The organism is Pseudoclavibacter sp. Z016 (assembly GCF_002931215.1).
Classification (GTDB): Bacteria; Actinomycetota; Actinomycetes; order Actinomycetales; family Microbacteriaceae; genus Pseudoclavibacter.
In genome coordinates, this window is the sequence record NZ_PSTU01000024.1 from 1 (window position 1) to 22,669 (window position 22,669).

The window sequence follows — 22,669 nt, forward strand, 5'->3', positions numbered from 1 at the left end:
AACCCACGCGGACCCGACCGACCCCCGCGGCCCCCGCGAGCAGTCTCCGGGTGGGTTCCACGCTTCGGGATGGCTTGCACCCCATCCCGAAGCGTCAAAGCCATCCCGAACACGGCAGGAGAGCGCACGCAGCGCGAGCCCGCCCGCCGGAACCCACGCGGACCCGACCGACCCCCGCGGCCCCCGCGAGCAGTCTCCGGGTGGGTTCCACGCTTCGGGATGGCTTGCACCCCATCCCGAAGCGTCAAACCCATCCCGAACACGGTAGGAGAGCGGACGAGACGCTCGCCCGCCGACAACTACCGAACCGCAACCGGCTCCGAAACCGCCGACGGAGCCGCCGCTGGCTTGAGCCGCTCCCGGCGCCGCTTGAGCGCGATCGACAGGGTGGTGAGCGCGAGGGCGGCGACGAGCCAGACGGTGAGCATCCCGTATGCCTCGCCGATGCCGATCGACCCGCCGGCCACGAGTGAGCGGAACGCCGTGACGGCGTAGTTCAGCGGCAGCCAGGAGTGGATCAGCTGGAAGAACGCGGGCGCCGTCTCGACCGGGTAGGTGCCGCCGGCCGAAGAGAGCTGGAGCACGATCATGACGAGCGCGAGGAATCGACCGGGAGGGCCGAGCAGCGCGTTGAAGGCCTGGTTGACGGCGACGAACGTGACGCTCGTGAGCAGCGCGAGCGCGACGAGCCCGAGCATGTTCGCCGGCTCGAGGCCGAGACCGAACCGCACGATCGTGAGCATGAGGAGGCTCTGGGCCGCGCCGAGCATCGCACCGGGTGCGAAGCTGCGCAGCGCCACGACGATCGCCGGCTGGCGGCCGAGCACGAGCCGCTCCCGCAGCGGCGGGAACATCAGGTAGAAGGCGAGCGCGCCGACCCAGAGGCCGAGCGTCATGAAGTACGGCGCGAGACCGTAGCCGTATGCCGGCACCTCGTTGAGGCGGGTCTTCGTGATCTCCACGGGCGTCGACGTGACCCCGGCGAGGTGGTCGGCCTGCGCATCCGTGTAGCTGGGGATGTCGGAGACCCCGTCGTCGAGGCCGTCGGCGAGGGTCTTGCTGCCGTCCGCGAGCTGCGTGATGCCGTCGTTCAGCTCGGTGCCGCCCGACTCCGCGTCGGCCGTCCCGTCGGCGAGCGTCGTCGCGCCCTGCTCGAGCTGCGTCGCGCCGGAGGCAAGCTGCGGCGTCGACTGCGCGAGGGTGGATGCACCAGCCGAGAGCGTCTGCGTTCCCGTCGAAAGCGTGGATGCGCCATCGGCGAGGGACTGCGTGCCCGTCGCCAAAGTGGCTGCGCCGTCGGCGAGGGACTGCGTGCCCGTCGCGAGGGTCGACGCGCCGGTTGAGAGCTGCGAAGCGCCAGCCGCGAGTTCTGCGGACTTCGTCGAAGCCGTCGAGATAGCCGCGACGAGCTCGTCGGCCTTGCCGCTGAGCGGCGCGACGGATTCGGAGAGCTGGGTTGCACCGGCCGCGAGGTCTGCCGACTTCGACTGGAGGAAGCTGAGCCCCGTACCGGCCGCCGCGTCGCCGACCAGGCCCGTCATGCCGGCGCTGAGCCCCGCGGCTTGCGTGTCGGCGGCTTGTGCGGATTCGGAGAGCTGCGTGATCTGCTCCTTGCGCTGCTCGTCCGAGAGCGTGTCCCAGCTCGAGAGCAGCGAGTCGACGTCACCCGAGAGCTCGCTGGTGCTCGACGCCAGCTGCGACGCCCCGCCGTTGAGTGTCTCGGCTCCGGTCAAGGCGGTGTCCACTCCGCCAGCAAGAGCTGTCGCCCCTGTGTCGAGCGCCGTGGCACCGGATGTGAGGGCGGTGACGTTCCCTGGCAGGTCGGTGGCGGCCGTGGACAGCTCTGCGAGTCCATCGCTGAGGAGCTGCGCGCCGGAGCTCGCCGTGCCCAGCCCCGTGCTGAGCTCCTGCGCGCCGCCGTTCGCGCTGGCCGCGCCCGCGCTGAGCTGCTGCGCGCCCGTGTTCGCGTCCGCGGCGCCGGAGCTGAGCTGCTGGGCACCCGAGCTGGCGGTGACGAGGCCGGTGTTGAGCTGCTGCACCCCCGCATCCACCTGGGTCGCCCCATCGGCGAGGGTCGCGCTGCCGTCGGCAAGTGCGATGCCGCCTTCCCGTAGCTGCCCGAGGCCGACCACCAGCTCACCGGACCCCGAGCGCGCCTGCTCGGCGCCGTCGTTGAGCTCGGTCGCCCCGTCGGCAGCCTCCGAGACGCTCTCGTGGATGTCGGTGAAGCCCACGTAGACGTTGCGGAGGTACTCGTCGGAGACCTCGGCGGCGAGCTCGTCTGCGACCGTGGTGCCGACCGTCGACGCGATGTTGCCGACGATGATGTTCGCGCCGTCGTTGGTGGTGATGGAGAGGCGGGCGATCGCCGCATCGAGCGGGTCGTCGCCGCCCGCCGAGACAGCTGCCGCCGAGAAGCCCGCCGGAATGTCGAGCACGGCGAGCACCTGGCCGGACTCGAGCGCGCTCTGCGCCTCGTCCGCCGACATCTCGTGCCAGCTGAAGTTGTTCGACTCGGTGCTGTCGACGAGCTTCTCGGTGAGCGTCGCGCCGAGGTCGACGGGCTCGGCGGGCTCGCCGTCGGTCGTCGTTGCGGGCGTCGCAGCCTGGTCGCTGTTCACGATCGCCGCGTTGATGTGGTCGAGGCGGTGCGTCGGGTCCTCGTTCGACCAGATCAGCGAGCCCGCGTAGATGAGGGGGATGAGCATGATGCCGACGATGACGACGAGCGTCCGCCGGTGCGTGCGCACGAAGTCGGGGAGGGAAAAGGAACGCATGGGCGTGGGGAGTCCTATGAGCGAGCGTGCTCGACGCGGAGGGCGTCAAGCTCGGCGACAGTCGCGCCGGAGGATGCGAGAAGCAGGGAGGAGAGGCGTTCGACGAGCTCGTCGATGGATGCGCGTGCATCCGCTGCCGTGCCGGCTGCCGTGGCCGCCTCGGCCGGGGTCGCGACCTCAGCGGCGGCGAAGAGCCACCTCGTGACGTGCCACATCGCGCCGGCCGCGAGGAACTCGGCGCGATCCTGCGGGGTGTCGGGACCGCGGCGGCGGCGGATGACGGGGCCGAGCGGCGACGAGTCGAGCAGGCGCGTCGCGAGGTAGGCGATGATGTCGCCCGTGAGGAGACCGAAGCTGCTCTCGAGCGCCGCCCGGTAGAAGGGCGCGTCGGCGGCGAGCTCGCCGAGCAGGGCGCGCAGCGTGCCCCGCACGAAGGTCGGCCACGAGGGGTCGTCGCCGACGCTCGGGATGCGGTCGAAAGCCGACTGCAGACGCCGCAGCGCGGCCTCGCGGATGAGGGCGGCGGTGTCGTCGAAGTGCTTGTAGAAGGTGGGGCGGCTCACTCCTGCGCGACCGACGATGTCGGTGATGCTGAGCTGCGCCGCATCCGTCCCCTCATCCAGCAGTTCGACGACGGCTGCGACGAGCGCCGCCCGCGAACGGACGAACCTCGCATCTTCCTGGCTCACGGCACTCCTCGATCAGATCTAATTTACAAATGTAAATTAGCACGATCGAGTGAGAACGCAAGGGCCAGACCGGAGATGGCCAGGGTAAGGCCAGGCCAGGCCAGAGCGGACCGGGGTCGAACCAGGGACGGACGCCAGATGCCCGCAAGCCCTGACCAACATCAGTGCAGAAACCTGCAGATTCGGGCGCGGGGCCGCGAAACGAAGCCGAATTGCACTGAAGTTGGTCAGGCGTCGCGGCGAGCGGCCCCCGGCGCACCGCCAGCGCGCGGGCCGCCGCGCTACCGCAGCACGCGCCGCGTGAAGTCGTTCGCGAAGACGCCGCTGGGGTCGTAGCGTTCGACGAGCTTCCGGAAGTCGGCGAAGCGCGGGTACAGTTCCGAGGCCCTCACGCGCTCGTCGAACACCTTGCCCCAGTGGGGGCGCCCTCCGAGCGGCGCGAAGATCTCGTCGAGCAGGGGCAGCAGCTCGGCGACCTCCGGGTCCTGCTTCCACGTGAAGTGCAGGCCGACGACGTCGTTGCCGTGCATGGGGCTCAGCCACAGCGAGTCGCGCGCGACCGTCCGCACCTCGTTGACCAGCAGGTGGGGGCGGATGCGGTCGGCGATGCCCGCAAGCGCGAGCAGCGCATCCTGCGCCCGAAGCCGTGGGATGAGGTACTCGCTCTGCAGCTCGGCGCCGTTGGAGGGCTGGAACTCGAGCTTGAAGTGCGGCAGGCGCTCGTACCAGGGGCCGGCGACGCCGAACTGCTCGCTGCAGGCCACGGCGGAGACGCCGCGGATGGGGTGCATCGCCTCGGTGGCGGGTGTTGCGCCGAAGAAGTCGCCAGGTGCCACCTCGCTCGCGAGCTGTTTCACCCACACCTGGTCGATGAGCTCGGGCTCCGCCCACGTCGTGAAGGCGCTCACGCTGTACCCGGCACCCGTGATCTCGTCGAAGTTCTCGAGCAGCGCCGCGAACGGCAGGTTCTCGAAGACGCGCTGCCGCACCTCGAAGTGGGGCACGACGTCGAGGCGGATGCGCGTGACGACGCCGAGAGCGCCAAGCGACACGACGGCCCCGTCGAACCCCTCGTCTCCCCGCTCGAGCACGACGACATCCCCATCGCCGGCGACGAACTCGATGGCGGCGACGGCTGCCGCGAGGCTCCGGTTGGTGTTGCCGGAGCCGTGCGTTCCCGTGGCGACCGCACCCGCGATGGAGATGTGCGGGAGGGAGGCGAGGTTCGCGAGCGCCAGGCCGTGTTCGGCGAGGTCGATCGCGAGCTCGCCGTAGCGGGTGCCCGCTCCGATGGACACCCACCGCCGGTCCTCGTCGATGCGGAGCGGGCTGCGCAGGCCGCGCGTCGAGACCTGCACGCCGCCCGTGTCCGCTATGCGGTTGAACGAGTGCCCACTGCCGAGCGCGCGCACCGAGTGCCCGCCGGCCACCGCAGCCCGCACCACCTCGCTGACCTCGGCCGTGCTCGTGGGGGTGGCGATCTGCTCCGCCTCGAAGGTGATGTTCCCGGCCCAGTTGGAGGTCACTGCGGTCCTGCTTTCTGCGACGTTGCGAAGTGGATGCACCCGGCGGAGCCAGGCCAGAGAGTCAGGCCCGAAGCTCCACCGCCGACCACCATACGGGGGCAAGGCGGGTTGATCAGTCGCTGGCCGACTTCCGCGACCAAACCCGCACGTCCGACTCGGGCAGCACGCTGGCCCGCCTGACCAACATGAGTGCGATTTCGCGCCGAACCGCCGCAGGACACCGGCAACGCGCTGTCTTCGCACTGATGTTGGCCAGCCGAGCGCGAGCTCGCGGACCCGCCCCCTGGCGGTGAAGCCGCGCACCACCTAGGCTCGCCTGCCATGCGGATCGTCGTGTCGGGAACCCACGCAAGCGGCAAGAGCACGCTCATCGGCGACTTCGTGGCCGCGCATCCGGAGTACCGCGTCCTCCCCGACCCCTTCGAGGAGCTCCTCGACGACCGCTTCGACGACCTCGACGCGGCCCTCTTCAGCCGCCAGCTCGACATCGCCGCCCACCGGCTTGCCGAGCTGCCGGAAGGCTCGGACGTCATCGCGGAGCGCGGCCCTCTCGACTTCCTCGCCTACCTGCACGCGCTCGAGGCGCTCGGCAGGCCCGGGCGCTCGCGCGCAGCGATCCGGCGCGGTGCAGCGCTCACCCGGCACGCGGCCGAGCGGGTGGATCTCCTGGTGCTGCTCCCCCTCGCCTACCGCGACCAGATCTCGGTGAGCGATGACGAGGACCTCGAACTCCGGGATGCCATGAACGACGCGCTCCTGGACCTCGCCGCCGAGCCGGAGCTCAGCGGCCCACGCGTCGTGGAGCTCACGGGCGACCGAGCCGAGCGCCTCGCGGGGCTCGAGGCGGCCGGCCTGGAGCGCTGACCAGCCTCCGTGACAAGACCCCCAGCTCCGGGGCTTCAAGGCCGGGAGGTGGGGGTCTCGTCACGGAAGTCGGTCAGGCGGCGTCGGTGGCCGCAAACCGGCCGTCGCCCTAGTACTGCTTGCCGGGGATCCAGCTCGTGCCGGCGAGCGGCACGTTCGCCATCGCGGCCGACTCGACGGTCAGCGCGACGAGGTCCTCCGGCTCGAGGTTGCGGATGTGCGACTTGCCGCACGCGCGGGCGATGGTCTGCGCCTCCATGGTGAGCACGCGCAGGTAGTTCGCGAGGCGACGCCCTCCCTCGACGGGGTTGAGGCGGGAGGCGAGCTCCGGGTCCTGCGTCGAGATGCCGGCCGGGTCGCGCCCGTCCTGGAAGTCGTCGTAGAAGCCGGCGGCCGAGCCGATGTCGGCGTACTCCTGCTGGTAGCGGGGGTCGTTGTCGCCGAGCGCGATGAGCGCGGCCGTGCCGATCGCGACGGCGTCGGCGCCGAGCGCCATGGCCTTCGCGACGTCGGCTCCCGTGCGGATGCCGCCGGACACGATGAGCTGCACCTTGCGGTGCATGCCGAGCTCCTGGAGCGCCGCGACGGCCTGCGGGATCGCGGCGAGCGTCGGGATGCCGACGTTCTCGATGAACACCTGCTGCGTCGCAGCCGTGCCTCCCTGCATGCCGTCGAGCACCACCACGTCGGCACCGGCCTTCACGGCGAGCGCCGTGTCGTAGTAGGGGCGGGATGCCCCGATCTTCACGTAGATCGGCTTCTCCCAGCCGGTGATCTCGCGAAGCTCGGCGATCTTGATGGTCAGGTCGTCCGGGCCCGTCCAGTCGGGGTGGCGGCTCGCGGATCGCTGGTCGATGCCGATCGGCAGGGTCCGCATCCCGGCGACGCGCTCGGTGATCTTCTGCCCGAGCAGCATGCCGCCGCCGCCAGGCTTCGCGCCCTGGCCGAGGACGATCTCGATCGCATCCGCCTTGCGCAGATCGTCGGGGTTCATGCCGTACCGGGAGGGCAGGTACTGGTAGACGAGGTGCTTCGACTGTCCACGCTCCTCCGGCGTCATGCCGCCGTCGCCCGTCGTCGTCGAGGTGCCGACCTCGGAGGCGCCGCGCCCGAGGGCCTCCTTGGCGTTCGCGGAGAGAGCGCCGAAGCTCATCCCGGCGATCGTGACCGGAATGTCGAGGTGCAGGGGCTTCGAGGCGAAGCGATCGCCGAGCACGACGTCGGTGCCGCAGCGCTCGCGGTACCCCTCGAGCGGGTAGCGCGACATGGATGCGCCGAGGAACAGCAGGTCGTCGAAGTGCGGCAGCTGCCGCTTCGCGCCCCACCCGCGGATGTCGTAGATGCCCGTGCGGGCGGCGCGCTGGATGTCGGAGATCGTCGCGCGGTCGAACGTCGCGGACTCGCGGAGGCCGAGCTCGGCGAGGCGAGCGGGTGACTGCGGTGCGCCGACGGTGGACGTGGGCTGGTCGATGAGAGTCATGATTGGCGCTTCCTGCTCGGCCTAGTAGGCGTTGTCGACGTTGAAGTGGTAGAGCTTGCGGGCCGAGCCGTAGCGCTTGAACGCGGCCGGGTCGTCGTCGCGGCCGGCTGCGATGAGCAGCTCGGCGAGCTCGGCGAGGTGCTCCTCGCGCATGGGCTTCTCGATGCAGTCGGCGCCGAGCGATTCGACGGCACCCTGCACGTAGATGCGGGTCTCGTAGATGGAGTCGCCGAGCGCCTCCCCGGCGTCGCCGCACACGACGAGGCGTCCGGCCTGCGCCATGAACGCCGACATGTGCCCGATGCTGCCACCCACGACGATGTCGACGCCCTTCATGGAGATGCCGCAGCGGGCTCCGGCGTTGCCGTCGATGACGACGAGGCCGCCGTGGCCGGTCGCGGCGGCGGACTGGGAGGCGTCGCCCGTGACGTGCACGCTGCCGCTCATGATGTTCTCGGCGAGCCCGACTCCGGCGTTGCCGTTGATGGTGACGGCGCCCCGCTGGTGCATTCCGGCGGCGTAGTAGCCGACGTGCCCGTCGATCGTGACGTCGATGGCCGAGCTGATGCCGACGGCCACGTTGTGCTTGCCGGCGGGGTGCTGGATGCTCCACCTGGTTCCGTCTTCCGCCGCCTGGACGGCTGCGTTCACGACTCGCACATCCTGGCCGGCGAGGTCGATCGTGGTGGGGCTGGCCGCAGCCGTGGCGGACGACGAGGGGGCCGCCGCGGGAGCAGCGGCGCGAGGAGCTGCGGGGGCGGGTGCGGGGGCTGCCGCGTACTGGGTGCTGTCTAGAGTGACCACGTGTAGACCTTTCCGGGGACTGGTTCGAAGATGTCGGCGGACTCGATGCCGGGGAGCTGCGCGAGGGCGCGGTACTCGGAGGCCATGGCCACGTAGTCGTCGGTGACGGCCACGATGGCGGGCTTGCAGGCGATGGGGTCGCGCACGATGGCCATGCTGTCGGCGGTCGTGACGACAAGCGTGTAGAAGCCGTCGAAGACGTCGCCGAGGTTGATGAGCGCCTCCTCGAGGGTGTCGCCCTGCTCGAGGCGGGAGGCGATGTAGCGCGCACCGACCTCGGTGTCGTTCTCGGAGTCGAACTGCACGCCCGTGCGCTTCAGCTCGCGACGGATGGAGGCGTGGTTCGAGAAGGACCCGTTGTGCACGAGGCAGAGGTCGTCGGCGACGGCGAAGGGGTGCGTGCCGCCCGCGGTCACGGCCGATTCGGTGGCCATGCGGGTGTGCGAGACGCCCTGGCTCCCCGACATGGACTCGAGGCCGTGGTTGGAGGCGACGTCCATGGGATTGCCGACGCTCTTCATGACGGCGAGGTGGCCGCCGCGGCCGATGATCGTGGCGGTGGGGAGGGCCGCGCTGACCGCATCCGCGAGGATGCTCGTCGACAGCTCGCCGCTCACGAGCGTCGTGTCGCCCACGACGGACACCTTCGGCGCCGCCCCGGCTGGGAGGGTGCGCTCGAGTTCGGCGGTGAGCTCCTCCACGGTGAGCAGCTGCGTGCCGCCGAGGAGGCTGAGCGTCGACGCGGCGCTACCCGTGAGGTCGGGGTTGTCGTACACGGCGAGGCCCGCGGAGTCGGGTCCGCGGTCGACCATCTCGCAGAGCATGGTCTGGAGCAGGTCGCCCATCTGCGGCCTGAGCTGGGGGTTGCGCAACTGCAGCGCGGCGATTCCACACACGGGCGTGGTCCTTTCGGGGTGGTCTTGTCTGGTCTCTGGATGCGGGTGGGTCAGAAGGCGGTGAGGTAGGTGTCGAGCTCCCAGTCGCTGACCTGCGCGTGCCAGGTGAGGAACTCGGTCTCCTTCGCGTCGGCGAAGTAGCGGCCGGTGGCCTCGTCGCCGCTGAGGCTGGCGAGGATCACGGGATCGCGGCGCAGCGCCTCGACGGCGTGGAGGAGCGTCGCGGGCAGCACGGCCGCGCCTTCGGGCGCCTGGCCTGGGCCGGAGGGGTTGCCTGGGTCGATGCTGTTGTCGATGCCATCGAGGCCGGCCATGATCGAGGTCGCGACCGCCAGGTAGGGGTTCGCTGCACCGTCCCCCGAGCGGAGCTCGACGCGCTTGTTGTCCGGGACCCGCACCATGTGCGTGCGGTCGTTGCCACCGTACGACGCCTTTCGCGGCGACCAGGTCGCGCCCGAGCTGGACGTGGCCGTGCCGATCCGCTTGTACGAGTTCACCGAGGGAGCGAGGAACGCCTGCAGGGCGGGCGCGTGCTCGAGGAGCCCCGCCACGAAGCCGTACGCGACGGGCGAGAGGCCGAGGCCCCGCGCATCCGGTGCCGACTCGCTCGCGGCGTCATCGGTGGATGCGGCGGATGCGGCGGCGCCGCTCGCGCTCGGGCCCGCCGGGAAGAGCGGCTCGTCCTGCTCGCTCCATAGCGACAGGTGGAGGTGCAGGCCCGTGCCCGTGCGGTTCGTGAAGGGCTTCGGCATGAACGTCGCCGTCATGCCGCGCTCTTCGGCGAGCACGTTGAGGATGTAGCGGAGCGTGATGACGCGGTCGGCGGTCGTGAGCGCGTCGGCGTAGTCGAAGTTCTGCTCGAATTGGCCGGCGCCGTCTTCGTGGTCGTTGGCGTAGTTGCCCCAGCCGAGCGAGTTGATGGCGGTCGAGACGGAGGCGAGGTGGTCGTACATGCGAGTCACGCCGCGGGCGTCGTAGCAGGGGCGAGGGCCGTTGTCGCGCTTGTCGGCGGGGGCGAGGGTGCCGTCTTCGGCGCGGTCGACGAGGAAGTACTCCACCTCGGCGCCGACCTTGGCGGTCATGCCGCGCGTTGCGAGCTCGGCGATGGCGCGCTTCAGGATGTTGCGGGGCGCGTACGGCCACGGCTCCCCGTTGACGTGCGGGTCGCAGTGCACGAGCGCGAGGCCCTCGCGGACGAACGGCAGAGGGGTGAACGAGTCGAGGTCGGGGATCGCGATGAGGTCGGGGTCGTGCTGCTCCTGGCCGATGAGGCCGGCGGCGAAGCCCGCGAAGCCGAGGGCGCCCGCCTCGAGCTCGTCGGCGGCCGAGGTCGGCACGAGCTTCGCGCACGGCTTGCCGTTGAGGTCGACGAACGTGGCGAGGATGAACTGCACGCCGTGCGCCTGGGCGAGGTCGCGGAGCGTGATGCGGTCGCCTGCCGCGAGCTCTCCTTCGACCAGCTTGGGGGCTAGTTGTGTCATGGTCGTCTCCCGCATGGTGTTGATGTTACCTGACATGAAACCTTGTTCGCCAATAGTAGACAGACGGATGTTTCCACAGCGTTCGCCCCTGTAAACACTGGGTTACGGGAAGCGGGGTGAGGGTGAGGGCGCATCCGCATCCGCAGACCTCGCGCATCCGCAGACCTCGCGCATGCGCACCCCTGCGCACCGCCAGACGTGCGCAACCCCCAAGTCTCGCGAAGCCCCACCCGCAGACCCCGCACTTGCGCACCCCCGCACACCCAAAGACGTACACAACCCCCAGGTCTCGCAAAGCCGCGTCCGCAGACCCCGCGCATGCGCAGACCCCGCACTTGCGCACCCCCGCACACCAAAAGGCGTGCACAACCCCCAGGTCTCGCCAAGCCCCACCCGCAGACCCCGCACTTGCGCAGACCCCGCACTTGCGCACCCCAGCACACCCAAAGACGTACACAACCCCCAGGTCTCGCAAAGCCCCACCCGCAGACCTCGCGCATCCGCACCCCTCCGCACCAACAGACGTGCACAACCCCCAGGTCTCGCAAAGCCCCATCCGCAGACCCCGCGCATGCTCAGACCTCGCACTTGCGCACCCCTGCGCCCGGAAAGGCGTGCACAACCCCCAGGTGTAGCGAAGCCGCATCCGCAGCCCCCACGCATCCGCAGACCTCGCACTTGCGCACCCCAGCTGGCACCTCCTGGTGCCCTAGCCCCAGGTCTGGCGAAGCCGCATCCGCAGACCTCGCGCCTGCGCACCCCTGCGCCCGGAAAGGCGTGCACAACCCCCAGGTGTAGCGAAACCGCATCCGCAGCCCCCACGCATCCGCAGACCTCGCGCCTGCGCACCTCAGCTGGCGCCTTCCGGTGCCCTAGCCCCAGGTCTGCAGCCGACAGGCCAGGCCACAGGGCGCGGGGCAGGGCAGGGCGCAGCGCAGGCCAGGGCGCAGGGCAGGGCAGGGCGCGAAGCAGGGGGCACTGCCAGGGCCTCCCTGGTGTCGGTGGTGCGACATACGCTCCTGGCATGGAGTACACGAACCTCGGCCGCACCGGCCTCCGCGTCAGCCGCCTCGCACTCGGCTGCATGAGCTTCGGCGACCCGACACGCGGCCTGCACAGCTGGACCCTCGACGACGACGCGGCAGCACCGCTGCTCCGCCAGGCGGTCGAGCTCGGCATCACCTTCTGGGACACGGCGAACGTGTACCAGCAGGGCACGAGCGAGGAGATCATCGGGCGCGCGATGCGTCGCTTCAGCCGCCGGGAGGAGATCGTGCTCGCGACGAAGCTCTCCGGCAAGATGCACGACGGCCCCGGCGGCTCCGGCCTGTCCCGCACGGCGATCCTCGAACAGGCGAACGCGTCCCTCGAGCGACTCGGCACCGACCACATCGACGTGCTCTACATCCACCGCTTCGACGACAGCACCCCCGTGGAGGAGACCATGCAGGCCCTCGACGACCTCGTGCGCTCCGGCAAGGTGCGCTATCTCGGCGCATCGTCGATGTACGCGTGGCAGTTCGCGAAGCTGCAGCAGGCCGCGGCGGTGGGCGGATGGACCCCGTTCGTCGCCATGCAGGACCAGTACAACCTGCTGAAGCGCGAGGAGGAGCGGGAGATGATCCCCATGTGCGCCGACATGGGCGTCGGCCTCGTCCCGTACTCGCCGAACGGCAAGGGGCGCCTGACCCGGCCGCGCGGCGAATCGACGGCACGCGCCGAACTTGACTCTGTCGCGAAGGCGTTCGATGCCGAGGCCGACGGCCCCATCATCGACGTCGTCGAGCAGATCGCGGCCGAGCGCGAGGTCCCGATGGCACGAGTCGCACTGGCGTGGGTGCTGCGCAACCCGACGGTCGCAGCGCCCATCGTCGGGGCGACCAAGGCGAAGCACCTCGATGACGCCGTCGCGGCCCTCGAGCTGACGCTCACCGAGGACGAGGTCGCGCGACTCGAGGCGCCGTACGTGACCCAGCCTCCATTCTGGTGGTGACCCGACGCCCCTGGCGGTGATCGAGCGGCGGGCGTAAACACTGCGTTAAGAGCGGTCGCAGGCAGGTTTCCGGAGGGGCATCGCGCCCTTCCGGGGCGATGGAATGGGCGCATCCACCCCATTCGCGAAAGGCGCACCATGCCAGCTGCTCCCCTGTTCGACCTCTCCGACACTCGCGTCGTCGTCACCGGCGGCACGAAGGGCATCGGCTTCGGCATCGCCAGCGTGTTCGCGCAGGCGGGCGCGCGGGTCGCGGTCGCTGGTCGCTCGCAGGCGGGGGTGGATACGGCCGTCGCCGCGCTCTCGCTCGTCGCCGACGCGGACGCGAACGCGGACACTCGAGCCCAGATCTCGGGGTTCACGGTTGACGTCACCGACCCCGAGTCGTGCCGCGCGCTTGCGGCGTCGACCGCGGCGGCGTTCGGCGGCATCGACGTGCTCTGCGCCAACGCGGGGATCTTCCCGCAGGCGGACCTCGCGACGATGACGCCGGCACAGCTCGACGAAGTGCTCGACACGAACGTGAAGGGCACCATCTACGCCGTGCAGGCCTGCCTGCCAGCCCTACAGGAATCAGGCCGCGGCCGGGTCGTGCTGACCTCATCCATCACGGGCCCGACGACCGGCTACCCGGGCTGGTCGCACTACGGGGCCTCCAAGGCCGCGCAGCTGGGCTTCATGCGCACGGCCGCGATCGAGCTCGCGAAGCACGCCATCACCGTGAACGCAGTCCTGCCCGGCAATGTCGAATCCGCTGGACTCGACGAGATGGGCGAGGACTACCTCGCGTCGATGACCTCCGCAGTCCCGCTGCGGAGACTTGGCCGCGCCGAGGAGATCGGCTACGCCGCGGCGTTCCTCGCCAGCCGCGAGGCGGGATACATCACGGGTCAGACGATCGTCGTCGACGGCGGCCAGACGCTCCCCGAGTCTCCGGATGCACTGGGCTGACCCGAGCAGCACCGCGTCCAGCGAACCCTGTGCCGACTCTCAGGATTAGCTAGCTAACCTAACTATCCGATCATCCACTCTTGAACCGAGGAACCCCATGAGCCTGCTCGAGATCCCCCGCGAGTCCACGACCCGAGCGGTCGTCGATTCCGCTCCTCGACAGCTCCGCTGGCTCTCCCCCGCGAACGGACTCTGGGTCGCGATGCGGGAGACGGCCTCCGGCGACGACTTCGCCGGGTTCGTGGAGCTCGTGCACGGAGAGTTTCGCGCACACGACGGGCAGGGCACCTTCCTCGGCGCCTTCGCGACCCGCGAGGCCGGGCGAGACGCCATCGAGGGCGCAGTCCGCAGCTGAACAGGCGCACCGGGCGGCCGGAGGCCGGAACCGACCAGCTGGTAAAGTTGGGTTCACCAGACACCAACGACCAGCGACGCTTCCGTCGCCGGCCGTCGCGCGCCAGGGCTGAGCCCGCGCGAAGCGGTCCGCCGAGGACGCTGCTGGCCTACCGCGAGATTGGATCCCATCCCGCATGCCTCTCCTCACCATCCTCATCGGTGCCGCCCTCGTCGTGACGGGCGCGGTCGCCTATTTCGTCAGCGACACCGGCAGCCTCACGGCCCTCATCCCGGCCGCCGTCGGCCTCCTGCTCGTCATCGCCGGCCTCATCGCCCGCAACCCGAAGCTCCGCAAGCACGCCATCCACGGCGCGCTCGCCGTCGCGCTCCTCGGCGCGCTCGGGTCGCTCATGAACGTCGCCCAGCTGGGGGACCTCTTCGCCGGCACCGCCGAGCGCCCCGGCGCGGTCATCAGCAGCACCGTCATGCTGGTCCTGCTCGTCGCCCTCATCACGGCCGGCGTGCGCTCGTTCATCGCCGCCCGCCGCAGCCGCCAGACGTCAGCCGTCACGAGCTAGCTGGCAGCTCTCCGCCCCAGGCTCGCCTGGAAGCGGATCAAGTACCCGTCGGGGTCCGTCACAAGGAATTGGCGGACCCCGACTTCGTCCCCACCCGCCCGGTACCACTTCGTCTCTGGCGGCATGAAGAGCTCCCGACCGGTCGCGAGGACAGCCGCCGCGACCTCGTCAGCATCGGCCACGGAGATCTGGAAGTTGATGCCCCTCCCGAGCGGCGGCTCGAGCGGCCCGGTTACCCAGTTCCGGCCGACGCCGCGCTGTTCGAGCATGAGATGAGCGTTGCCACGGGTCAGATACGCGAACCCCTCCTCGAGTCGGTCATACTTCACCTCGAAACCGCATCCATCGACCCAGAACGCAAGGCTGATTCGGACGTCGGTGACGAGCAGCTCGGGTACGAGGTCGGGCAGATACTCGGATGGGGCGAGAGCACTCATGTCCGCATCGTCGCACGTCGATGCAGCCATGTTCCCGTCGTGTCGCCGAGCTACGGCGTGACCCGCATCCGCCGCCCGCTTCCACTGACCCGACGCCCAGTCTCGCGACGTACCGTCGATCGATGATCGGACTCAACCCAATGCACACCGTCGTGATGGTCGCCTACTTCGCGGTCATCCTTGCGATCCTGGTCCTCACCATCTGGGCACTGATCCTCGCCATCAAAGCCCTTCGCAAGTACCTGCGCACCCCGGATGCGCAGCAGCGGCTGCAGCCGCCAGCTCCGCCCGAGATCGACTGAGATCGACTGAACCCGGACTCGGGACTCCGACCTGCCCCGAGGTCCCGCGCGTCGAGGCCTAGACCCGGGTGAGCACGCGGAGCCCGGCGATCGCGCAGTCGGTGCTCCCGTAGCCGTCGAGGTCGCGCACCGAATCTCCCGGCGCGAGCCGCGATTCGGTGGATGCGAGCACGCGCTGGGCTGCGTTCACGACGCTCACGTCGCCGAACTCACGCAGCGCCGGGAGCAGCTCTCGTTCGACGTCGTCGACGAGGAGGTCCATGGCGACGACGCCGAGGAATCGCCGCCCGTTCCAGACGGGCATGCTGACGGTGAGCGTGTACTCGTCGCTGCACAGGTAGTCGACGTGCGGGCCCGCGACATGACCCTCGCCGGTCTCCCGGGGCACGCGGAACCATTCGAATCCGCTGTAGTCGATGTGCTCTCGGCTTGGCGTCTGCGCTGCGAGCCGCAGCTGCGAGCGCATCGGGCCCTGCCACCAGGACAGGTGGCCGCGGGACGGGCCGCGAAGGTCGAGGGATGCGACGAATCCGGCCCCGAACGCGGCCGGCCAGGTACGAGTGAAGACCGCGAGCGCGAGCGGCTCGACCAGCTCGTCGAGGCGACGGTCGCTGAGTTCGCCCCGCGACTCGAGGTCGCCGAGCACGGCACCGAGGTCGCGGCTGAGCGTTTCGAGCACGTTGAGTGTCGATCGGAAGTAGTCGTCGAGGAGCGCAGCTGGGCCGCGTCGAACTGCGGTGGCGTCGATCGTCATGGAGCGGCTCCTCTGCCTCGGTGTTGGCCGATGGTACACAGCGGAGGGCCGCTTTCACTGGGTCGACCGGCGAAGATCGGCGAGAGCCCGTTCCGCGTCACCAGGCGAGCGGCGACATGCGACCATTCAACAGCACCCGCAGCGCCGCGTGCACCTCGAGCGCGTTCCTTCGGTGGTCGTCGGGTGCGACGTCCCGCGCCGCACGGAGGCACACTCCCTCGAGGTCTCGTTCCGTGACCCCGTCGGGGAGGCACAGCATCCACTGCACCGCCCGCGGGGGCGCCGGCACCCCAGCATCTGCGAGGTACTGGACCATGTCGTCGTGGATCCCGCTGATGTCCTCCTCACTTGAGAAGGTACCGTCGGCTGGCCCGCCGACACGCTGGCCACCGCCGTCCGTCTCGACGACGGGGTCGTACCGCGCCGGCTCCTGATACACCCAGCTGGGGCCGGCGAGGTAGGCGATGAGCGCCAGCCACCCGTTCGGCTCCAGCCTCATGAGGTTGGTGGTCTGCATCACGTTCTCCGTGAAGTCGCTCCAAGACCAGTTCGGCAGCCCCGCGAGTGCGGCGATCCTCACCTCGTTGTCGTTGATCGGCATACGTTGGCCCCCCAGCCATAGTCGTTCCCCGGCACCCGGCACCATCACGGCGCCGGCGCGCCTACCGCTCGAGCAGCGACCTGCGCTTTGCCTCGAGCCGTTCGACGACGTCGCTCACCGTCGCGCGCAGAGTCTCGCGCGCGCCAGCGGTGTCCCCCCGAGCGACATCATCGACGAGTCCAAGTATCTCGCCTCGCTGCGCCTCCCGCTCGGCGTCGTCCACAGCGAGCAGCCCGAGCAGCGGGGAGAGCTCGGATTGCACGCGCATCTGCTCCTTGGTGAGCCGCACCGACTGCCCGAGTGCGCACAGTTCGACGACGATGTCGTCGGCGACGTGTCGCCAGAGCGCGGGCGTCGGCTGAGCCTGCCGCCCGGAGATCGCGGCGTCGCCGAACGCCGTGAGCCGAGCGCGGATCGCGTCGACCTCGCTCGGCGCAGCCCTGGAGGCTGCGAGTTCGAGGCAGCCAGCGGTGACGGCGAAGTAATGGGCGGCGAGGTCACGCAGCGCCGTGCGGGAGATGGATGCGAGCTCGGCGGCGGCGTGTGAGGCAGGGTCGGCGCCCGCGGTGACGAAGCTGCCGCCTCCGCGTCCTCGTTTCGTCGTGACGAGGCCGCGTTGCCGCAGGAGGACCAGCGCTTCGCGAACGGTGACCGGCGAGACCCCGAGCGACTTGGCGAGCTCGCTCTCCGGGGGCAGCCGCTCCCCTGCCTGCAGAACGCCGCGGTTGATGGCGACGCTCAGGCGACGCTCGACGAGCGCGGCCTTGCCCTGGTCGGCGACGGACCGAAACACCGCGTTGCGCAGGCGCGACGGCACCCCGGCTTCGGGGTTTGTCCGCTGCGGCGTTGGCACCCCGCCATTGTCGCCCATCCGCCCCTGTACTGGCAGGGTGCAGATGAGACGCGGCGGGCGCGGCGGCCCCTGTCCAACATGAGTGCAGAATCGGCCCCTGAATCGCCAGTGACGTCCAGAGGCGACGAGTCTGCACTGAAGATGGTCAGCCCCGCAGGCGCGGACTGAAGAACGGCAGCGCGATGGGGGCGAACACCACTCCGCGCGAGGCCTTCACGCTGCCCACGATCGAGAACACGATGTGCGTCACGGAGACGGCGAACCAGAGCGTGATGGGGATGCCGATGGGGAAGAACGACCCCGAGTAGGTGTCGTCGAGGACGAAGAGGAACGCGATGTGCAGGGCGATGAGGATGATCGAGGAGAGCAGGTAGGTGAGCCCCCAGTTGGCGGCGTTGGTGCGGTTTCGCTCGCCTTCCTCGGTGGCGGGCGCGCGCGACCGGCCGGCCGCGATCATCACGATGCCTGCCGTGATGGCGGTCACGAACGGGAACGGGATGACCGCGATCAGCCCGAGGCTCCACTGTGTCGCGCCGTTCGCCAGCGGCCGCGTCAGGAAGACCGGCGAAGCCGACGCACCGGTGGGCGGGGCGAACTGCGGTGCGTTCGGGCTCGTCGGCGGGGCGCTCTGGGAGGGCAGGCTCGTCGCAGGGATATTCGGCGCCGCCTGGACCGGTGCCGCCTGGGCCGGCGGCTGCGGCTCTCCGGACGGCTCGAAGTAGAGGTTGCTCGCCCACGCCCCGGAGCCCGTCAGCTCCTGCAGCCGCTCCGGCGGCAGCTCGAGTGCTGTGCGGATGAGCGCGTCCACGTGCTGCTCGGTGTCGCAGACCATCCCCTGCGCCTCCCGGAGCATCTCGGGGTGCGGGTTCTCGTCGTCCGTGGCGCTGAGCGCGTGGATCTCCGCGACCTCGAGCAGCAGGTAGCGTCCACGGTTCGCGGGGTCGCGCAGCACGCTGCGCGCCTCGGCGATCTGCCGCTGCGTCTCCTGGTCCTGCGGGAGCCGAGCGAAGAGGCGCTCGAGGTTGGCGACGCCCTGGTCGTAGTCGCCGAGGATCGCTGCCGCCGGCGCATCCCAGATCGTCGACGGCACCAGCCGACCAGACCCCGAGACGAGCAGCTCGTGCACGAGCGGCACATCCCAGTTCCACTCCGACAGCCCGGAGACACGAGTGAGCGGAGCCCCCTGCCCCGGAACCTCGTCGACAACGTAGAGATAGCTGCGGTTCGCCATCACGCGAGCCTAACGGGAGACGCCCGCACGCCGAGATCGCTCGCGGCGATCCGGGGTGCGGGCGTCGAGATCGACCCGGTCAGTCTTCGTCCTCATCCTCCAGCTCGGCCTTCTTCTCCACCTTCGGGAGGCAGTTGAAGAGGGCGTAGCCGATGAGGCCGACGACGATGGCCGAGATGATGGCCGGATGGAGGAGCGTCTCCGAGGCTCCCTCGATGAGCCAGGGCTGCGCGAAGATGAGCCCGATGACCTGGGCGAAGACGAGCACGAACGCCAGCAGCAGGAAGACGATCATCGCGATGCCGAAGAGCGGATGCAGGATGCGGTGCAGTGAGGTGCGCATGATTTCAGACTCCTATCCGCCGGGGACCGGGACGATCCCGAGCGCGATCAGGACGCCGAGCGCGAAGAACGGCACGACGTAGTAGATGATGAGCGGCACGAACGTGGACTCCGGTTTGGCTCCCGTGAGGCCGCTCGCGACGAAGATGGCGCCGGAGGCGGGCGGGGAGGCGCCCTCCGTCGAGGCGAACACGAGGATCGCGATGACGGCGAGCAGCGGGTCGATGCCCGCGGCGATGAGCGTGAACAGCGACACCTGACCGACGGCGGTGAGGGTTGCCGTCGACGACAGCGGGCCCGCAACCAGCACGATCAGCAGCCCGATGAACGTCACGAGCAGCCACAGCGGGATGTCGACGCCGCTCAGCAGGTTGTCGACGTCCTCCGCGAGGCCGAGCTCGGCGAGCACCTCGCTCGCGACGACGGCGAAGAAGAGGAGCGCGACGATCGTGTAGAACTTCGGCGCCCCGCTCGTGATGAGCTCCCACCATCCGCGCGGCGAGCGCGGCAGGTCCTTCCAGGCGACGAGCGCGGCGAAGAACATGATGAGGACCGGGATCCACACGATGAGCGAGATCGATCCCATGGCTTCGGAGAGCACCGGCGACGCCTTGAGGGCGTCGGCGAGGGGCCCGACCGAGATCGCGATCGGGATGATCGCGCCAAGGAAGATGAGGGTCGACGTTCCGCCGCGCTTCATCGCGCTGCGCCACGGCAGGATCTCGGGTCCCGAGGCTGCCGTGATCTTGTCGCGCTTCACGAACCAGCCGATGAGGCCCATCCGGAACACGAACTGGTAGATGCCGGCGACGAGCAGCGCCAGGTAGACCTCGCTGGTCGTCACGAGCGTGCCGGCGAATCCGATCATGATGACCATGGACGCGCTCGGAGGAAGCGCGGTGCCGAGGCCCGCGTTGCCGGCGATGACGGTCGCGGCGCGCGAGCGCTTCCATCCGGTGCGCACCATCCACGGACCGGTGATCGCTCCGGAGGAGGCCGCGTTGCCCGTGTTGGAGCCGCCCGCGACGGCTCCCATGGCACCGGATGCGAGCGTGTCGACGATCGCGGGGCCGCCCGGCAGCTTGCCGAAGAGCGAGGAGAGGATGGCGATGAGGCGATCGATGACGCCGGTGCGCTCGACGAAGTGCGTCATGAAGACGAACGCGACGGCGGCGTAGAGGACCTGGTTCTCGGATGCTTCGACGACGGCGGTCACGGCGTACTCGGGGGCGTTGAACCCGGCGAAGGCGAGCGTGACGAGGAAGCCGAGGATCATGGCTTCCGCCATGTTGCGCTTGACGACGACGTTCCAGGTGACGATCGTCGCGATGAAGGCGACGAGGGCGATCAGTGCGACAGGCATGACCCTCCCCTACGTCGGCGGGGCGGGTGCCCCTGGTCGGTGATGCTCATGGCAGCTCCTTTGCTGTCTATGGTCTGGTGCGCCGGATCAGGCGCTGGGATTCGCTTCGGCGCGCTGGCGCAGGATCTCGACACGGCGGCCCGCCTCATCGGCGAGCACCGCCCGGCCTGCCCTGAGCGCGGCAACCGCGCGGTCGATCGGGAGGACGAGCACGCCATCCTCGTCGGCGACCACGTAGTCGCCGGTCGAGCAGATGGCGCCTCCGAGCGAGATGGTCTCGCCGACCCGCCCGGGGCCGGACTTGTAGGGGCCCGCCGGGGAGACTGCGACAGCCCAGACGGGTAGTCCGATCTCGGCGATGGCGGAGACGTCGCGCACTGCGCCGTCGACGATGATGCCGCGCACCCCCGCGTTGACCGCGCGCTCCGCGATGAGCTCGCCGAGCAGCGCACGCTCGGCGTACCCGCCACCCGCGATGACGAGCACCTCGCCGGGCCGGACCACCTTGAGCGCCTCGTGCAGGGCCCGGTTGTCGCCTGGATTGACGAGCACGGTGCGTGCGCGTCCGGCGATCGGGCCGGAGGGCCAGATGGGCTTGATGCTCGAGTGCGCGAATCCGAGCCGGTCCCCGCCATCGCCGAGCGCCGCCGTCGGCACCGACTCGAGTTCCGCCGCGAAGTCGGGCTTCGCCTCGAAGGCGAGGTCGACGTGTCGGCGCCTGGCGCCTTCGGTGACGGGCCAGTTCCCCGGAAGCGCGCTCAGCAGCTCCAGACTGTCGCCGAGCTCGTGGCTTCGCCGGTCTGCGTGGATGCGCGTGCCCTCGTCGAGACGCGTGACGGCGGCCTCTCCGTCGACCAGGGTCTCGACGATCTGGGCGCGCATCCACGCTTCCTCGCCAGCAGCACGGCCGGCGGACATGGCCTCGCTGATGAGCGCGCCGAGTCCCTTCATGTACACGCTGCGCAGGAGCTTGCGGCCGGATGCGTCCCCGATGGTGTCGCTGACGACGTCCGCAGTGGCGCCGATGGAGCGCAGTACGTCGGCGGCCGAGTCCGCGTCGGGGCCGGAGAGGATGACGCGCACCTGCGCGCCGAACTTCTTCACCGAGCCGATCACGGCCCCGTCGACGACCTTGGCGCGTTCGCCGATCTCGTCGGCGACGGCCCGCTTCAGCTGCGGGGATCCGGCGTTGAGGTCGAGGAACACCGCGGTCGGCTCGAGGTGCGGTACCGCGTCTCGCGCTGCCCCTGCGGCGTGGGCCGCCGTGGTGAGGCCGAGCACCGCGTCGGCGCCGGCGACCGCCTCGGCGATCGAGGTGGCGCTGGTCATTCCGGGGATCTCGACGCTCCTGGGGTCGAAGCCGACGACCTCCCAGGAGGCTTCGACGAACGCCTTCGCGTACATGCTTCCGGCTTCACCGAGGCCGAGGACAGCGATTCTCATGAACGACTCCGTTGTCATCAGGCAGAGTTTTCTATCACCCTGCGCAAGTTGATTTCGCGTAACGATAGCAGGCGTCCACGTTCGCGGCCAGGGACGGGACCAAGCAGGGTCTCGTTGCACCCGGTGGTACGTTGAGGAATCACCTGGCACGGAGGGGAAAACGCAGTGAGCGTTGAGCGCGTCAATCAAGGCCGGACGCTCGAACGAGCGCTCGACGTCATCGAGTGCGTCGAGGCATCACGGACGCCGCTGAAGCTGACGCAGATCTCCAAGGCCACCGGCCTGCACATCACGACCACGCAGCGCATCACCACGACCCTCGCGCGGCGCGGGTACCTCAACTCGACCGAGGCCGGCTACACGCTCGGTCCCGTCGTCCTCGCGCACGCGCACGCGTTCATGCTCCAGGATCGGCTCGCCTCCGTCTCGCATCCGGTGCTGCAGAACCTCACCGAGACGACCGGATTCACGTCGTCCGTCTACGTGCGCTCGGGCTGGTCGCGCATCCTCGTCGCGCGCGTCGAGCCACCCGAGTCGCTCCGCTACCGGTTCCCGATCGGGCAGCGCCTCGACCTCGACGTCGGTGGCGGCAAGGTGCTGCTCGCGGCCGTCGCACCGGAAGAACTCGACGAGTTCCTGAAGGACTACTCGGGGCTCGCACTCGCCAGCGGACGGCATCAGACCGCCGACTCGCTTCGATCTGAGCTCGCCGAAGCCGCGGCGACGGGCACCTACGAGAGCCATTCAGAGCGCTACCCGGGAACCGTGAGCCTCACGGCCGCCATCACGGACTCGCGCGGCACCGTCATCGGCGTCGTGAATCTCGTGACGACGGAAGAGACGATCAGCGAGGACGGGCTCGCGAGGTTCAGGTCCCGCGTCATCCAGGCAGCTCGCGTCATCGGCGAGCAGCTCTGACGGATCAGGCTCCCAGCGCCGGCCCTTCTCCCGGGTGCGCCAAGGCGTGC

General features: G+C 69.9%; 22 protein-coding genes. 7 read left to right on the top strand and 15 right to left on the bottom strand.

Annotated features, from left to right (window positions below):
• Nucleotides 1-299: 299 nt before the first annotated feature.
• From C5B99_RS18345 to C5B99_RS18355, 3 genes are all read right to left on the bottom strand, one after another.
• The gene (locus tag C5B99_RS18345; RefSeq protein ID WP_104244788.1) at nucleotides 300-2,777 is read right to left on the bottom strand and encodes a YhgE/Pip domain-containing protein; all 2,478 of its coding nucleotides are present in this window, start codon (nucleotides 2,775-2,777) and stop codon (nucleotides 300-302) included.
• 14 nt (nucleotides 2,778-2,791) lie between these two features.
• Nucleotides 2,792-3,466, bottom strand: coding sequence for a TetR/AcrR family transcriptional regulator (locus C5B99_RS18350; RefSeq protein ID WP_104244790.1), 675 nt, complete (start codon nucleotides 3,464-3,466; stop codon nucleotides 2,792-2,794).
• A 281-nt stretch (nucleotides 3,467-3,747) separates the two neighbouring features.
• Complete coding sequence (locus tag C5B99_RS18355) at nucleotides 3,748-4,992, bottom strand: FAD-binding protein (protein WP_219819680.1); 1,245 nt, start codon at nucleotides 4,990-4,992, stop codon at nucleotides 3,748-3,750.
• A gap of 321 nt (nucleotides 4,993-5,313) precedes the next feature.
• On the opposite strand from C5B99_RS18355, the gene C5B99_RS18360 reads away from it, so the two are divergent.
• Nucleotides 5,314-5,856, top strand: coding sequence for an AAA family ATPase (locus C5B99_RS18360; RefSeq protein ID WP_104244794.1), 543 nt, complete (start codon nucleotides 5,314-5,316; stop codon nucleotides 5,854-5,856).
• A 109-nt stretch (nucleotides 5,857-5,965) separates the two neighbouring features.
• Here C5B99_RS18360 and C5B99_RS18365 read toward each other — a convergent pair whose 3' ends face one another.
• Genes C5B99_RS18365 through glnT form a run of 4 tightly spaced genes read right to left on the bottom strand, consistent with a single transcriptional unit; the run spans nucleotide 5,966 to nucleotide 10,553 of the window.
• Nucleotides 5,966-7,336, bottom strand: a complete 1,371-nt coding sequence (locus C5B99_RS18365; RefSeq protein WP_201297698.1) for an FMN-binding glutamate synthase family protein — start codon at nucleotides 7,334-7,336, stop codon at nucleotides 5,966-5,968.
• 21 nt (nucleotides 7,337-7,357) lie between these two features.
• Nucleotides 7,358-8,140, bottom strand: a complete 783-nt coding sequence (locus tag C5B99_RS18370) for a protein glxC (protein ID WP_104244796.1) — start codon at nucleotides 8,138-8,140, stop codon at nucleotides 7,358-7,360.
• The gene (locus C5B99_RS18375) at nucleotides 8,128-9,036 is read right to left on the bottom strand and encodes a glutamine amidotransferase (protein WP_104244798.1); all 909 of its coding nucleotides are present in this window, start codon (nucleotides 9,034-9,036) and stop codon (nucleotides 8,128-8,130) included. The genes C5B99_RS18370 and C5B99_RS18375 overlap by 13 nt, the downstream gene beginning before the upstream one ends.
• Before the next feature lie 50 nt (nucleotides 9,037-9,086).
• The gene (gene glnT, locus C5B99_RS18380; protein WP_258063561.1) at nucleotides 9,087-10,553 is read right to left on the bottom strand and encodes a type III glutamate--ammonia ligase; all 1,467 of its coding nucleotides are present in this window, start codon (nucleotides 10,551-10,553) and stop codon (nucleotides 9,087-9,089) included.
• Between the two features lie 988 nt (nucleotides 10,554-11,541).
• Here glnT and C5B99_RS18385 point away from each other — a divergent pair.
• From C5B99_RS18385 to C5B99_RS18400, 4 genes are all read left to right on the top strand, one after another.
• Nucleotides 11,542-12,510 carry an aldo/keto reductase gene (locus C5B99_RS18385; RefSeq protein WP_104244800.1) on the top strand — a complete coding sequence of 323 codons (969 nt, stop codon included), beginning with the start codon at nucleotides 11,542-11,544 and terminating at the stop codon, nucleotides 12,508-12,510.
• A 138-nt stretch (nucleotides 12,511-12,648) separates the two neighbouring features.
• Entirely contained in the window at nucleotides 12,649-13,461 is an 813-nt protein-coding gene (gene fabG / locus C5B99_RS18390) for a 3-oxoacyl-ACP reductase FabG (RefSeq protein WP_219819681.1), read from the top strand.
• Nucleotides 13,462-13,558: 97 nt separating this feature from the next.
• A complete protein-coding gene (locus C5B99_RS18395; RefSeq protein WP_104244802.1) occupies nucleotides 13,559-13,816 on the top strand; it encodes a hypothetical protein in 258 nt (85 codons plus the stop codon).
• A gap of 175 nt (nucleotides 13,817-13,991) precedes the next feature.
• Nucleotides 13,992-14,375, top strand: coding sequence for a hypothetical protein (locus C5B99_RS18400; RefSeq protein ID WP_104244804.1), 384 nt, complete (start codon nucleotides 13,992-13,994; stop codon nucleotides 14,373-14,375).
• Here the strand turns inward: C5B99_RS18400 and C5B99_RS18405 are convergent.
• On the bottom strand, nucleotides 14,372-14,812 hold the full coding sequence (locus C5B99_RS18405; protein ID WP_104244876.1) for a VOC family protein: 441 nt from the start codon (nucleotides 14,810-14,812) through the stop codon (nucleotides 14,372-14,374). The two genes, C5B99_RS18400 and C5B99_RS18405, sit on opposite strands and share 4 nt — an antisense overlap.
• Nucleotides 14,813-14,934: 122 nt before the next feature.
• On the opposite strand from C5B99_RS18405, the gene C5B99_RS18410 reads away from it, so the two are divergent.
• Nucleotides 14,935-15,114, top strand: a complete 180-nt coding sequence (locus C5B99_RS18410) for a hypothetical protein (protein WP_104244806.1) — start codon at nucleotides 14,935-14,937, stop codon at nucleotides 15,112-15,114.
• 58 nt (nucleotides 15,115-15,172) lie between these two features.
• On the opposite strand, the gene C5B99_RS18415 is transcribed toward C5B99_RS18410, so the two are convergent.
• The 7 genes from C5B99_RS18415 to C5B99_RS18445 all read right to left on the bottom strand — a co-directional run bounded on the left by C5B99_RS18415 (nucleotide 15,173) and on the right by C5B99_RS18445 (nucleotide 21,701).
• The gene (locus C5B99_RS18415) at nucleotides 15,173-15,868 is read right to left on the bottom strand and encodes a cache domain-containing protein (protein WP_104244808.1); all 696 of its coding nucleotides are present in this window, start codon (nucleotides 15,866-15,868) and stop codon (nucleotides 15,173-15,175) included.
• 97 nt (nucleotides 15,869-15,965) lie between these two features.
• Nucleotides 15,966-16,469: a DUF5956 family protein gene (locus C5B99_RS18420; protein WP_104244810.1), complete on the bottom strand. Its 504-nt coding sequence runs from the start codon at nucleotides 16,467-16,469 to the stop codon at nucleotides 15,966-15,968.
• Nucleotides 16,470-16,530: 61 nt separating this feature from the next.
• Nucleotides 16,531-17,322 carry a FadR/GntR family transcriptional regulator gene (locus tag C5B99_RS18425; protein ID WP_181062847.1) on the bottom strand — a complete coding sequence of 264 codons (792 nt, stop codon included), beginning with the start codon at nucleotides 17,320-17,322 and terminating at the stop codon, nucleotides 16,531-16,533.
• Between the two features lie 145 nt (nucleotides 17,323-17,467).
• On the bottom strand, nucleotides 17,468-18,553 hold the full coding sequence (locus tag C5B99_RS18430) for a DUF4870 domain-containing protein (RefSeq protein WP_104244814.1): 1,086 nt from the start codon (nucleotides 18,551-18,553) through the stop codon (nucleotides 17,468-17,470).
• Nucleotides 18,554-18,632: 79 nt separating this feature from the next.
• Nucleotides 18,633-18,896: a hypothetical protein gene (locus C5B99_RS18435; protein ID WP_104244816.1), complete on the bottom strand. Its 264-nt coding sequence runs from the start codon at nucleotides 18,894-18,896 to the stop codon at nucleotides 18,633-18,635.
• A 12-nt stretch (nucleotides 18,897-18,908) separates the two neighbouring features.
• Nucleotides 18,909-20,258 (bottom strand): TRAP transporter large permease subunit, encoded by a 1,350-nt coding sequence (locus C5B99_RS18440; RefSeq protein ID WP_104244818.1) that lies wholly within the window; start codon nucleotides 20,256-20,258, stop codon nucleotides 18,909-18,911.
• Nucleotides 20,259-20,345: 87 nt separating this feature from the next.
• Nucleotides 20,346-21,701 (bottom strand): NAD(P)-binding domain-containing protein, encoded by a 1,356-nt coding sequence (locus C5B99_RS18445; protein WP_104244878.1) that lies wholly within the window; start codon nucleotides 21,699-21,701, stop codon nucleotides 20,346-20,348.
• 165 nt (nucleotides 21,702-21,866) lie between these two features.
• On the opposite strand from C5B99_RS18445, the gene C5B99_RS18450 reads away from it, so the two are divergent.
• Nucleotides 21,867-22,619 carry an IclR family transcriptional regulator gene (locus C5B99_RS18450; RefSeq protein ID WP_219819551.1) on the top strand — a complete coding sequence of 251 codons (753 nt, stop codon included), beginning with the start codon at nucleotides 21,867-21,869 and terminating at the stop codon, nucleotides 22,617-22,619.
• Nucleotides 22,620-22,669: the final 50 nt, after the last annotated feature.